General features: G+C 66.9%; 13 protein-coding genes and 1 pseudogene. All 14 read left to right on the top strand.

Translation table 11 applies throughout. The annotated features are described in order from the left end of the window. Window positions 1-74: 74 nt before the first annotated feature. The 14 genes and pseudogenes from V2L32_RS08835 to V2L32_RS08770 all read left to right on the top strand — a co-directional run bounded on the left by V2L32_RS08835 (window position 75) and on the right by V2L32_RS08770 (window position 12,227). Window positions 75-620: a PRC-barrel domain-containing protein gene (locus V2L32_RS08835; RefSeq protein WP_331236125.1), complete on the top strand. Its 546-nt coding sequence runs from the start codon at window positions 75-77 to the stop codon at window positions 618-620. A 45-nt stretch (window positions 621-665) separates the two neighbouring features. Then, window positions 666-1,127, top strand: a complete 462-nt coding sequence (rimI, locus tag V2L32_RS08830) for a ribosomal protein S18-alanine N-acetyltransferase (RefSeq protein ID WP_331236124.1) — start codon at window positions 666-668, stop codon at window positions 1,125-1,127. 69 nt (window positions 1,128-1,196) lie between these two features. Beyond that, entirely contained in the window at window positions 1,197-2,585 is a 1,389-nt protein-coding gene (locus tag V2L32_RS08825) for a M28 family metallopeptidase (RefSeq protein WP_331236123.1), read from the top strand. A 43-nt stretch (window positions 2,586-2,628) separates the two neighbouring features. Continuing rightward, window positions 2,629-3,942, top strand: a complete 1,314-nt coding sequence (locus V2L32_RS08820) for an amidohydrolase (RefSeq protein WP_331236122.1) — start codon at window positions 2,629-2,631, stop codon at window positions 3,940-3,942. 23 nt (window positions 3,943-3,965) lie between these two features. After that, on the top strand, window positions 3,966-5,642 hold the full coding sequence (locus V2L32_RS08815) for a thiamine pyrophosphate-binding protein (RefSeq protein WP_331236121.1): 1,677 nt from the start codon (window positions 3,966-3,968) through the stop codon (window positions 5,640-5,642). Between the two features lie 146 nt (window positions 5,643-5,788). Then, on the top strand, window positions 5,789-5,989 hold the full coding sequence (locus V2L32_RS08810; protein WP_331236120.1) for a hypothetical protein: 201 nt from the start codon (window positions 5,789-5,791) through the stop codon (window positions 5,987-5,989). A gap of 45 nt (window positions 5,990-6,034) precedes the next feature. Further along, window positions 6,035-6,409, top strand: a complete 375-nt coding sequence (locus tag V2L32_RS08805; RefSeq protein WP_331236119.1) for a DUF5810 domain-containing protein — start codon at window positions 6,035-6,037, stop codon at window positions 6,407-6,409. 23 nt (window positions 6,410-6,432) lie between these two features. Next, window positions 6,433-6,846: a DUF5809 family protein gene (locus V2L32_RS08800; RefSeq protein WP_331236118.1), complete on the top strand. Its 414-nt coding sequence runs from the start codon at window positions 6,433-6,435 to the stop codon at window positions 6,844-6,846. 262 nt (window positions 6,847-7,108) lie between these two features. Beyond that, window positions 7,109-7,936, top strand: a complete 828-nt coding sequence (locus V2L32_RS08795; RefSeq protein ID WP_331236117.1) for a helix-turn-helix transcriptional regulator — start codon at window positions 7,109-7,111, stop codon at window positions 7,934-7,936. Window positions 7,937-8,047: 111 nt separating this feature from the next. Beyond that, a complete protein-coding gene (locus V2L32_RS08790) occupies window positions 8,048-9,490 on the top strand; it encodes an FAD-binding oxidoreductase (RefSeq protein WP_331236116.1) in 1,443 nt (480 codons plus the stop codon). Continuing rightward, window positions 9,468-10,013, top strand: a complete 546-nt coding sequence (locus V2L32_RS08785; protein ID WP_331236115.1) for a rhodanese-like domain-containing protein — start codon at window positions 9,468-9,470, stop codon at window positions 10,011-10,013. Before V2L32_RS08790 ends, V2L32_RS08785 begins: the two co-directional genes overlap by 23 nt. Before the next feature lie 9 nt (window positions 10,014-10,022). Next, window positions 10,023-10,615, top strand: a pseudogene (locus tag V2L32_RS21120) (GNAT family N-acetyltransferase). A 570-nt stretch (window positions 10,616-11,185) separates the two neighbouring features. Then, a complete protein-coding gene (locus V2L32_RS08775) occupies window positions 11,186-11,575 on the top strand; it encodes a hypothetical protein (RefSeq protein ID WP_331236113.1) in 390 nt (129 codons plus the stop codon). Next, window positions 11,568-12,227: an NUDIX hydrolase gene (locus tag V2L32_RS08770; protein WP_331236112.1), complete on the top strand. Its 660-nt coding sequence runs from the start codon at window positions 11,568-11,570 to the stop codon at window positions 12,225-12,227. The genes V2L32_RS08775 and V2L32_RS08770 overlap by 8 nt, the downstream gene beginning before the upstream one ends. Window positions 12,228-12,268: the final 41 nt, after the last annotated feature.

The raw sequence follows: 12,268 nt of genomic DNA, 5'->3' as shown, positions 1-12,268 counted from the left end.
ACGGCGGTAAGCGGTACCGTCTGCAGGTGACTGCAGACGCCTTTTGCACCGGAGAGCCGTTCCGTACGACAGCTATGGCGAGCAACCCGAGGATACACCCCGAAGACGGTGACGAGGGAAAGGACGTCGTCAGCACCGACGGCGAGACGGTCGGCGTCGTCTCGGCCGTCGAGGCGGGGACGCTCTTCGTCGACGTCGACACGGGAATCGTCGAGTCGGTCACGGCGAGACTCGGGTGGGGTGACGCCGACGGCTCGAAGCCCATCCCCGACGGCCGGATCGAGCGCATCGACGAGGGCGAGGTCGTGATCCGAACGACCGAGGAGGTCGAGGACGAACACAGGGACGAAAGGGGATCACCGATCGACGATCCTACGGACGATGGAAGCGACGCGGCGGCGGGGAAGTACGCCGACGCCGAGCCGGGCGAACAGATTGACGACCCGGACCCGACCGGGATGGAAGACCCCGGTGCGGGCGTGCCGGGAACCGGCGACCCCGGACGGGTCGACCCCGGAGAGGAAGGGCGCCCGGGAGCGATGGACGACCGACCGGAGGCCGAGGACGGCGCGCGACCCGAGGAGCCGGGCGGGCCCGGCGAGGCGACCGACGACCGGTAGGGGACGGCCCGAGACGTTTTGTCCGGCGGATTCGTACCGACCATCGTGACGACGGCTTCGCCCCTTCGGATCGAGCGGGCAACCCGCGCGGACCTGCTCTCGGTCTACCGGATCGAGAGCGCCTCCTTCGCCGAGCCGTGGCCCTACGCCGCGTTCGAGCGCTTTCTCTCCGAACCCGGATTCCTCGTCGCGCGCGAGGGGGATGCGGTCGTCGGCTACGTCGTCGCCGACAGCGTGCCGAACCACGGCCGGCCGATCGGCCACGTGAAGGACATCGCGGTCCATCCCGAGTATCGGGAACGGGGAATCGGCCGGGACCTGCTCGCGCGGGCGCTCGGCGCGCTCGCGGCGGCGGGCTGTGCACGGGTGAAACTCGAGGTCCGGGTGGGGAACGCCGCAGCGCGCTCGCTCTATCGTCGGTTCGGCTTCGAGCCCCAGCGGCAGGTTCCCGGCTACTACCAGGACGGCGAGACGGCGATCGTGATGGTCTGTGCGCTCGGTCGGTAGTTCGTCGTGGTTTCTCACGGTTCGGGAGCCGATCGAAACCGACATACGACGGTCCCGTGAGCCCCAGTCATGGGAACACTGCCCACGGAACTCGTCGGTGACGCCTACACGAGCACGAGAGGGATAGAGCTGATCGAATCGCTGGTCGACGTCGGGAACCGGATGCCGGGGACCGATGGCGAGGAGGAGGCCGCGGCGCTGCTCGCGGAGCGGTTCGTGGAGAACGGGATTCGGGAGGTCGAGACGACCGCGTTCCCGATCCCCGGCTGGTGGCGCGGGGAGACCTCCCTTGCGATCGGCGACAGGCGGTTCGAGGAGTCGAACGAACTCGTCGCGCTGCCGGGGACACCAGCGGGCGAGGTGAGCGGCGAACTCGTCGACATCGGCGACGGCCTCCCCGAGGATTTCGAGGAACGAGAGCTAGAGGGGAAACTCGTGATGGCGTCGAGTCTCACGCCCGACGACTACGGCCGGTGGGTACATCGTGGCGAGAAGTACGCCTGGGCGGCCGAGGCGGGGGCAGCGGGGTTCGTCTTCCGGAACCACGTCGAGGGCTGTCTCCCCCCGACCGGCGACGTCGGTGCGAGAACCGGCCCGGGGCCGATCCCCGCCGTCGGTGTCTCGAAAGAGCTGGGGAGCCGCCTCGTCCGCTACTGCGAGCGCGAGTCGGTCGAGACGACGCTCTCGGTCGAGTGTCGGAACGAGCCGACACGCTCCCGGACGGTCGAGGGCGTCGTCGGACCCGACACCGAAGAGGAGGTGCTCGTGACGGCGCACATCGACGCGCACGACGTTGGCGAGGGGGCGAACGACAACGGTGCGGGCTGTGCGCTCGTCGCGGAGGTGGGACGGCTACTCGCGGGGATGGAAGAGGACCTCGAGACGAGGGTCCGCCTCGTCACGTTCGGCGCGGAGGAGACCGGCCTCTACGGGGCCTACTACTGGACGCACATGCGCGACCTGGAGACCGTGAAGTGCGTCCTCAACCTCGACGGGGCGGGCTACTCGCGGAACCTGGCGATCTACACCCACGGGTTCGAACCTGTCGGCGAGGCGTTCGAGGAGGTGGCCGAGGAGTTCGACGCGCCGGTCCACGTCAGTTCGGGAATCAGGCCTCACAGCGACCACTGGCCGTTCGTCCAGCGTGGGGTTCCCGGGGTGCAGGGCCGGGCGCTCGCGGGCGAGAGCGGCCGCGGCTGGGGCCACACCCACGCCGATACGCTCGACAAGCTCGACGGCCGCGACCTGCGCGACCTGACGGTGCTGCTCGCAGCGGGGACCGTGAAGCTCGCGGAGGCCGACAGGGAGATCGGTCGAAAGGGGGACGAGGAGATCAGAGAGGCCACCGAGGAGGGCGGCTTCGACGTGGGGATGAAAGCGGTCGGGAGCTGGCCGTGGGCCGGGGAGGGAAAGGAGTGGCCCTGGGGCGAGGAGGAGAGAGCAGTCCCGGGCGAGTGACCGGGAGGCCAAACGCTTTGTGAGGGAGGCGACTCTCCCCGCCATGAGTACGGAACACGTCGTCGAACTCCGGCGCGACCTCCACGCTCACCCCGAACGGGGCTGGTGCGAGTTCCGAACGAGTTCGATCGTCGCGGAGAGGCTCGCGGAACTGGGCTTCGACGTCGCCGTCGGTCCGGACGTGGTCGATCCCACGACCGAGGCGCGACGACCCGGACCCGAGGAGCTCGAACGGGCGGCCGAGCGAGCGGTCGGGGAGGGTGCAGATCCCGACCTCGTCGATCGGATGGCGGGCGGACTCACCGGCGTCGTCGGGACGCTGGAACACGGGGACGGGCCCACGGTCGGGTTCCGAGTGGACATGGACGCGCTCCCGGTCGAGGAGGCCGACGACGGACACCTCCCGGCGAACGAGGGGTTCCAGTCGACGCACGCGGGCGAGATGCACGCCTGCGGTCACGACGGCCACACGGCGATCGGACTCGGTCTGGCAGAGCGGGTCGCCTCGGACGAGGGCTTCGACGGCACCCTGAAGCTGTTCTTCCAGCCCGCGGAGGAGGGCCTCGGCGGCGGGCGGGCGATGGCTTCGGGGGGACACCTCGACGACATGGACGCGCTGGTGGCGGTCCACCTGGGACTCGGAATCCCGACCGGAACGGTCGTCTCCGGGGTGGAGTTCCTCACCGCGGGCTCGATGGAGGTGACGTTCACCGGGAGATCGGCTCACGCCGCGGCCGCCCCCGAGGAGGGCGCGAGCGCGCTCCACGCGGCGGCGAGCGCGACCTGTGCGATACAGGCGATCCCCAGACACTCCGAGGGAATGACCCGGGTGAACGTCGGGCGACTCGACGCGGGGACCGCGAGCAACGTGATCCCCGAGCGTGCAGTGATGGAAGTCGAGACGCGGGGCGAGAGCGACGCGCTCTACGAGTACGCACGGGAACGAGCGACCCGAGCGATCGAAGGGGCGGCACACACCCACGGCGTCGAAGTCGAGATCGAACAGAGGGCGCGGGCGATATCTGTACCCCACCGACCGGCGTTCGCCGAGCGCGTCGCGGCGGTCGTCTCAGGTACAGAAGACGTCGAGCACGTCGAATCCCACCGGCTGGTCAGCGGGAGCGAGGACGCCTGTTTCCTGCTTCGACGCGTCAGAGAGCACGGCGGGGAGGCGACGTACGCGATCGTTGGCGCGGACCTCGCGGGGCCGCACCACGCCGGGACGTTCGACTTCGACGAGCGTGCGCTCGGGATCGGCGTGGACACGCTCGCCAGGGTAGCACGCGACGTCGCCGCGAACGGCGTCCACGAGGAGAGACGAGAGGGAGAGAGCCGTGCCGGAGGGCATACCGTTTAGCCCGGGACCGACGAGGACCGTGTATGCACACGGGCGCGGACGTCTTCGTCAAGGCTCTCGAATCGTACGGCGTCACGAAGCTCTTCGGGAACCCGGGTACCACAGAACTCCCGATCAGCGAGCGGGTCGGCGAAAGTTCGATCGAGTACGTCCTGGCGCTCCACGAGGACGTCGCGGTCGGGGCGGCCGCGGGCTACGCGAGCGCGCGGCGGTACCACGCCCACGAGGACCCGGAGGTGCTGTCGCTCGGCGTCGCGAACGTCCACGTCGCTCCGGGGCTCGCCCACGGACTGGGCAACCTCCACGGTGCGAGCTACACGGGTGCTCCCCTGCTGCTCACCGCCGGCAACTACAGCACCGACTTCCAGCACGAGGAGCCGATCCTTACGGGCGACCTCGTCCGCATGGCCGAGCCGTTCACGAAGTGGGCGGCGGAGGTGAAACACGTCGACGCCCTGCCGACGATGCTCCGGCGGGCGGTCCGCGTCGCGCTCACGCCGCCGACGGGACCCGTCTTCCTCGCACTACCGCTCGACGTGGCGCTCGCCGAGACGGAGCGGGAACCGGAACGACTGGGTGAGATCCCGACCGCCGGTCGAGGTGATGCTGGGGCGATCGAACGATCCGCGGAGGCGATTTCGGAGGCGGAGTCGGTGCTCGCGGTGATCGGCGACGGGGTCGCTCGCGGTGGCGATCGGTCGGTTTCGGCGGCCGTCGAGTTCGCCGAAGCAAGCGGCGCACGCGTCTGTGGCGAGTACATCACGAGCGAGTCCTCGTTCCCGACCGACCACCCGCTCTGGGACACTCACCTCCCCGGTGACGCCTCGGTCGCCGCCGGGCGCTTCGCCGAGGCCGACTGCCTCGTCTTCGTCGGCTGCTCGACGAACACCCCCTCGCTCCGCTACGACGGCCGTCGCGTGCCCGCCGAGGCAACCCTGATCGCGATCGGCGACGACCCGTGGGAACTCGGGAAGAACGAGCCGGCGGACCACACCGTGATCGGCGATCCCGGGACGGTGCTGAGAGAACTCGCGAACAGGATCGGTGAGCGACTCTCGGAGGACGAACGCTCCGCTCGAACCGGCCGGATCGAGTCCGCGCTCGACCGGCGTGGAGGCGGGGGGAGCGAGGGCGAGAGCGACGACCCTCGCGCCTCGAAGGACGACCTCGCGCGGGCGCTCGCGGCGACCGCGGGCGAGGTGCTACTGGTCAACGAGGGTGTCACTGCGGGCGCACCGCTCCGGAGACGGCTCCACCTCGGCCCCGGACAGCTGCTGGGGAACAAGAGCGGCGGGCTGGGCTACGGCTTGCCGGCGAGTATCGGCGCCGCGTTCGCAGAGGACGAGCGGGGTGAGGAGGGTCGCGAGGTGCTCGGGTTCATCGGCGATGGCTCGTACCTCTACTACCCGAACGCGATCTACACGGCCGCGCGGCACGACCTCGATCTAACAGTTGTAATCGCCGACAACCGAAATTATCGAATACTGAAGGACAACACGATGCGGATCTTCGGGGGAGAGGAGGCCGATCACGCGTTCGTCGCGACCGAGTTCGAGCCGCCGGTCGACCTGGTCGCGAACGCGGAGAGCCACGGCGCGAGCGCACGGCTGGTCGACGACCCGGAGGGGCTCGGGGGTGCGCTCGAGGAGGCGCTTTCTGACCCTGGGCCGACCGTCCTCGACGTCCTGATCCACGACTGAGCCGCCCGTGGGCGACCCCGGACATCGTTCACCAGTTTCCTACATTTCGGTCGGGTACGGGGGCAGTGTTACTGCTACACAGACCCTATGGGCCATGCGGTCACGATTCTCGCAACCGTCTTCAGGGAACGAGGGGTATCAGGAGTATGGAACGAACGCGACGCGAGGGACTCCTCGAACCGTTCACGAGCAGATTCGAGCTGATCACGAGCGCGCTCGGCCGCGTCAGTGTGCCGACCGAGTCGATCGGGATCCGCTCCGCACAGTACCTCGGCAAGCACTCGACCGACGCCGACTCAACGCTGGAGTTCGACGGCGAGCGCTACGTCCTCGAACGGCGCAACTGACCGTTTTTCGTCAAGAGCTTTCCGACTCGACCCCCTCAACCCGGCATGGGCTACGCCTGTCCGGTCTGTGAGGCACCACAGCGCGACGCCGCGCACCTGGCGAACCACCTCGCGTTCACCGCGATCGGCGGCGACGACGCACACGAGACCTGGCTCGACGACCACGTCCCCGACTGGGGCGAGCGCGACCCCGCCGGTCTCGGGGCCGAAGTGAGCGAGTACGCGCAGGAGCGAGAGGTCGAGGCGACGACCGAGGAACGACTCGCCGAGGGGGACGCACACGGCGGACCGACGAGGAGGCCGGATCTGGACGCCGAAGCGCAGGAGGTACTCGCCGAGGCCGAGGCGATGACCCGCGAGATGATCGGGAGACCGGAGGGAGGCAACGAGGAGTCCGAGTCCGGAACGGAAGACGGGTAGTGACGGGGACGGAATCGAGGGGCATGGAGACACACGGACTGCTCCGCCCCGAGACGACCGACGAGGCGCGTGAGGCCTACCGATCGCTCGCACCGACGGCGACGACGGTGGTACGGGAGTCCGCCCGCGCGATGGGCTTCGACCGCAAGGAGATGGACCAGCGCGTCACTGACGGTGTGTACGCGACGGCACACGAGGCGCTCTACGCCTCGCTGCTCTCGGTCACCGACGGGAGCCGCGAGGAGTTCGAGACCTGGAAGGGGGAGTTCGACGGAGAGGTGACGGTCATGGGCGGCGAGAACGTCGACCGCGTCGTCTGGCACGCCTTTTCGGGGGAGGGACTCGCCGCGACCTACCAGAACGAACCCGAGGCGGCGCGGGGGACGCTGCGCAGGATGGCGTTCGGACGGCTGTATCGGGACGTTCTGCACGAATGACGGTCCCGTCCGGACCTCACGGTGAATCGCCCGGACTCATCGATCGCAGATCGAACGATTTCGTTCCGTAGATATCATCGAGTAGGTCAGGTTGCTAGCTCGTTTTATCTGCCCCCGTCGAACTCCTCTTCTTTGGATACGTTCACTCGTGGAAGCGTCGCTCACGACGGATGCGAATGCGATATGTATCGTTTTGCCCGGGGGCGACTGGTCGTCGGGCACCCACCGAGACGATTAATGTGTGGCATTACATACCACGACTATGGACCCGACACCCGACGACATCGAATTTCTCGTCACGTCGGACCACCGCGTAGCCGTGCTCGACGCACTGACCACGGGCCCGAGCGACCGTGACGGGTTGCGATCCGCGACGGGGGCTTCGTCGCCAACCATGAGCCGGATCCTCACCGACTTCGAGGAGCGCAACTGGGTCGAACGGGAGGGCGGGACGTACCAGCTGACCGGCCTGGGCGAGTTCGTCGCCGAACGACTCGCGGAGTTCGTGGACGCGATGACCGTCGAGCACCGACTTCGTGACGTCTGGCAGTGGTTACCACACGAATTCGACGGTTTCAGCGTCGAGTTATTTACGGATGTAGAGGTCACATATCCCAGTCCCGGGTATCCGGATCGGCTGATCGAACGCCGTATCGAACTGATCACGGAGACTGCGACGTGGCGTGGGGTCGGTGTGGCGATGTTGGGGCTGCGGACGTTGGAGACCTCGTTCGGTCGGTTCCTCGACCAGGGGGACGAGTTCCAGTGTGAGTATATCTATCCGCCCGAAGTGTTCGAGGAACTCCTGTCGTGGGGAGACACAGAGACGATCATGAACGCAGCCGACAGCGAGAGCTACACCGTCTTGCTACACGAGGACCTTCCAATCGACGATCGGTACGAACTCTGTCTGTTCGACGACCGCGTGACCATCTGTTGTTACGATCACGAACTGGGAAGATTGCAGGCGCTCGTCGAGACGACGAGTCCCGACGTGTGGACGTGGGCGGAGTCGTGCTACGAACGGTTTCGTGCCGAAGCCCGGCCGCTCGGAGACGTCTACGAACGCGATTCCCTGCCATCGTTTTGAGCGGCCGCATCACTGTGGTCCAACCCGTCGGTGTTTCACCCCGTGAAAGATTCCGCGCGGCGGAATATTTCAGTAGGAATCTATAACGATTTCGCGGTCGGATCGTGTCGTATGGGATCTGAAGCAGAAAACGGTGACCAATTCGACGAGTTCGACGCGGACTTTCTCGGCGATCTGATTCGGCCTGGGGATTCCGACTACGACGACGCTCGCGCCGTCTGGAACGGCATGATCGACAAACATCCTTCCGTGATCGCTCGATGCCAGGACGTCGCTGACGTGATCGATGCGGTCGAGTTCGCCCGCGAGCGGGACCTGCTCGTTGCCGTCCGCGGCGGCGGGCACAACGCCGCAGGCCTCGGAACCTGTGACGACGGGATCGTCATCAATCTCTCTCCGATGAACTGGGTGAACGTTGATCCCGACGCCCGACGCGTACGCGTCGGCGGCGGTGCCACGTGGCGGGACGTCGATCATGCGACGCAGGCGTTCGGACTCGCCGTTCCGGGTGGGGTCGTTTCCCACACTGGTGTCGCGGGCCTCACACTCGGCGGCGGGTACGGTCACCTCCGACGAGCGTACGGCCTGACCTGCGACAACCTCGTCTCGGTCGATCTGGTCACTGCCGACGGCCGCTTCCTGACTGCCAGCGAGGACGAGCACGCGGACCTCTTCTGGGCGGTCCGCGGGGGTGGCGGTGCCTTCGGCATCGTGACCGCCTTCGAGTTCGAGGCGCATCGGATCGGGACCGAGGTGGCCACGGTGGAGACGTGGCACTCCATCGAGGACGCGACGGCGGCCTTCGAGACCTGGCGCGACTTCGCCGAGACCGCGCCGCGAACGGTCAGTGGGGAGGCGATCATCTGGGGCGTACCGGAAGACCCCCACTTTCCGGAGGAGCATCACGATGACCCCGTCGCTATCATCACCGCCGTCCACTCTGGCGACCCCGAGGAGGGTGAGGACCTCCTCCGGCCACTTCGGGAGTTCGGCTCGCCGTTGTTCGACTTCAGTGGCCGGACCCGGTACCTCGACCTCCAGCAGGGGTTCGACCCGTTCTTCCCGGCTCAGGAGCACCGGTACTACCAGGGGTCGGTCTACCTCGATTCGCTGGACGACGAGGTCATCGCCGATCTCCTCGATCGGGCCGAGACGCGGCCGGACCCCCGGGTGCTCTACTACGTGTGGAACCTCGGTGGGGCGATCGCTGACGTCCCGGAGCACGCCACGGCGTTCAGCGGCCGGGAGCACCCGTATCTCCTCGCTATCGACGGGAAATGGGACGACCCCGCGGAAGACGACGCGGTCCTCGAGTGGGCGCGGTCCTTCCAGCGGGACATGCAGGTCCACTCCCCGGGTGAGAGTTACCGAAACTTCCCTGGACTGGGCGAGGGCGAGGGCGGAGAAACCCAACGGACTCCCGCGCGTGACGAGACGGACGACCGGATAGTCGAGGTGAAGGGCCAGTACGACCCGACGAACGTGTTCAGCCGCAATCACGGCGCCACGCCGTCCGAATCGGCGCGGACTGATGGAGGGGCTGACGATGAGTGATGCTGACGAATCGACGACGGGCGGATCGTCGGAGGAGGGACTACAGCTAGCAGAGGGATCAGCGGCGCAACCATCAGTCCGGGATACAACGAAGGTACCGACGGAAGCACAACGGGTGCGTCACAGGGACAGTATATCGACTGGATACGACGAGCTGGTCAGAGTGGCTGAAGCCACCGTCAGGGTGTATACGCCAGCGGAAGCAATTGATCTGGGCGACGAAACGCAGGTCCTCTTCGTGGACGTCCGTGGCGCTGTCGAACTGTCCGAAGGGATGATTTCCGGAGCCATCCACGCGTCGAGGGGACACCTGGAGGCTCATCTGGATCCCGACAACACGCGGTACGTGCGTGAACTCGACGATGCAGCCGAGATCATCTTCTACTGTGCGGGTGGTGCACGCTCGGCGCTGGCTGCACAGCGGGCGCAGGAACTGGGATTCGACCGCGTCGGACACCTCGCCGGTGAGGCCTCGGCATGGAAGGACGCTGGTGGACCGATACGAGTGGTCGACAACCGTTGATGATACACTATGTTCCCTGAACACATCGAGACGGACCGACTTGACCTCGAACGCATTTCGCATGACTCCGTCGATGTATTCGCGCTTCACGAACTCTACTCCAACGGAGACGATACGGAGGAGATGTTCGAGTACTGGGATTCGTCGCCCCACGAGACGGTGAAAGAGACGTACGACTACGTAGACGAGGCTGAACGGCTGTGAGACGACGTCGAGGGTGCGAAATACGTGGTCCGACCGAAGGACGGGGAGGACGGAGCAGGCGTCGTCGCAGGCACGACGGGACTGTACCCGGATTGGCAAAAGCGATCCGCAAACCTTGGGATTCTCCTCGACAAGCGATTTTGGGGTCGTGGATATTCCGGTGAACGGGCCGATGCGATCCTCCCCTCGCGTTCGACCGACACGGTCTCGAACTCGTCGTCGCCGCTCATATCGACGGGAACGAGAAGTCTCGACGGGCTATCACCGAGTACGTCGAACGGTACGGCGGCCAGTACGAGGGCTTGCGACGCAACTGGCCATCACTCCCGGACACCGTTGCCGATGTTCACGGATATACGATTTCACGTGAAGAGTATCTAGAGGCGAGCGAAGGCTAATACGGTCTGCTGTAACGATTTGCCGGCGCAACCGCAGGACGGTCGCCCTTGGGCCGGTACTGACTGACAGCAGTCTGTGTAAGTAGCTCCCCTGTACTGACCGTTGGAGGGGTATGGACGATGCACGCACTGTCGAGTTCACCAGACGGCTTCCACCAGTGGCGTGAACGCACGAATGTGCGTTCCACGCGTTCTGGACCGATGAGACCGTCCGACGCTCGATTGACGGACGAATTCCGTTCCCGCGGCCAACTGCCCGAACCCGCTGATCGTCGGTACAGCAGACCGTATGAGGCCGAGCGGCGGGTTACCGGTCCGCCGGTACGGACGGACAGCGATCCGTATCAGGAGGGCGGTGTTGGAATAGCTCCCTACCGGATGCAAGACGACGCGGAGCTGTTCGCGTGGAATCACGGGGGGATGAACCAGGAGGTCGAAGGGGGACGGGCCAGCGAATGAGCGAGGTATCGGATCAGATCGATCGTCCACCCCGCAGTTGGATCGTAGCGCGGAGAGCCACTCGTCCGGACCGACCGCAACCGACTTTCCCGGCCGGTCCCAACCGATCGTGTGAGACGCGCAACGAAGCTCGCCCTGGGTCTGATCGCTCTCACGCTCGTCGCATTGCTCGCGCTGGGGGCGCTCCCGCAGTTCCTCGGCGGCGGCGACGTCTACGTCATCACCGCCGAGGAGATAGCGGACGACCCGGACGCCGCCGACGGCGACGCGCTGTCGAGCCAGCAGTACCCCTACGTGACGACGGCGCTCTCGGAGGGCGTCTCCGAGGAGTACGAGGACGACCGGTTCGGGGTGAAGGAGTGGTTCACACACACCCCGTTCGACGAGATGAGCGCGCTCGCCGGGCAGGTCCCCGACGCGGTCGACGACGAGGGCCGGATCGCCGTCGAGTCGGACGGAACGACTTACCGCGTCGAACTCACACGGGTAGACGATGCCTGAGGAGTCAGACGGCGGAGAGCGAGGGCGCGGTGACCGACCCGAACGCACCGTCGGCGAGGGCGAGTGGCCGGTGGTCGAGTCGGCCGTCGAGTACGAGACCGGCTGGTACGACGGGGGCTACGACCTGGTCGAGCAGCCCAACGGCACCGAGAAGCGGTACTACTGGGCCGACTTGCCACCGGCGGTGGTGGTCGTCGCGGTCGCCGAGGGGCCGGCGGTCGCCGACGAGGGCGACCGGGTCGGAACGGACCGGGAGCGAGGGTCGGGCCGGGCGGGCGAGCGCGTCGTCTTCGTCGAGCAGTACCGGCCGGTGATCCGCCAAACCCAGATGGAGCTCCCGGCGGGGATCGTCGAGGAGGGCGAGTCCTACACCGAGGCGGGGCTTCGCGAACTCGAGGAGGAGACCGGCTTCGCCGCCGAGAGCGCCTCGCTGCTCCAGCGCTACTGGGTCTCGACTGGCGCGATGCGCCACGAACGGGGAATCGTCTTCGCCGAGGGGCTCACCCCGGTCGAACAACGTCTCGACGAGAACGAGTTCCTCGCAGTGCGGCCGGTCCCGGTCGAGGAGGCCGTCGACGTCGCACGGACACCGCCGACCAACGGCGCGACGATCGACGGCCTGTTGCTCGCCCGAGAGGACGGCCTGCTCTGATAGGGATCGTCGTAGCCGATCGTATCTCTCAGGTGTGCACA

Origin of the sequence: Halalkalicoccus sp. CGA53, from assembly GCF_036429475.1 — an archaeon.
Classification (GTDB): domain Archaea; phylum Halobacteriota; class Halobacteria; order Halobacteriales; family Halalkalicoccaceae; genus Natronorarus; species Natronorarus salvus.
The sequence above is the reverse complement of the archived record's forward strand: the minus strand, read 5'-3'. Positions and strand labels throughout refer to the sequence as shown.

Coding starts and splice junctions, on each gene's coding strand:
- V2L32_RS08815 (WP_331236121.1), top strand. CDS start 3,966: ATGCACACGGGCGCGGACGTCTTCGTCAAGGCTCTCGAATCGTACGGC.
- V2L32_RS08790 (WP_331236116.1), top strand. CDS start 8,048: ATGGGATCTGAAGCAGAAAACGGTGACCAATTCGACGAGTTCGACGCG.
- V2L32_RS08825 (WP_331236123.1), top strand. CDS start 1,197: ATGGGAACACTGCCCACGGAACTCGTCGGTGACGCCTACACGAGCACG.
- V2L32_RS08805 (WP_331236119.1), top strand. CDS start 6,035: ATGGGCTACGCCTGTCCGGTCTGTGAGGCACCACAGCGCGACGCCGCG.
- V2L32_RS08795 (WP_331236117.1), top strand. CDS start 7,109: ATGGACCCGACACCCGACGACATCGAATTTCTCGTCACGTCGGACCAC.
- V2L32_RS08770 (WP_331236112.1), top strand. CDS start 11,568: ATGCCTGAGGAGTCAGACGGCGGAGAGCGAGGGCGCGGTGACCGACCC.
- V2L32_RS08835 (WP_331236125.1), top strand. CDS start 75: ATGGCGAGCAACCCGAGGATACACCCCGAAGACGGTGACGAGGGAAAG.
- V2L32_RS08820 (WP_331236122.1), top strand. CDS start 2,629: ATGAGTACGGAACACGTCGTCGAACTCCGGCGCGACCTCCACGCTCAC.
- V2L32_RS08810 (WP_331236120.1), top strand. CDS start 5,789: ATGGAACGAACGCGACGCGAGGGACTCCTCGAACCGTTCACGAGCAGA.
- V2L32_RS08785 (WP_331236115.1), top strand. CDS start 9,468: ATGGAGGGGCTGACGATGAGTGATGCTGACGAATCGACGACGGGCGGA.
- V2L32_RS08800 (WP_331236118.1), top strand. CDS start 6,433: ATGGAGACACACGGACTGCTCCGCCCCGAGACGACCGACGAGGCGCGT.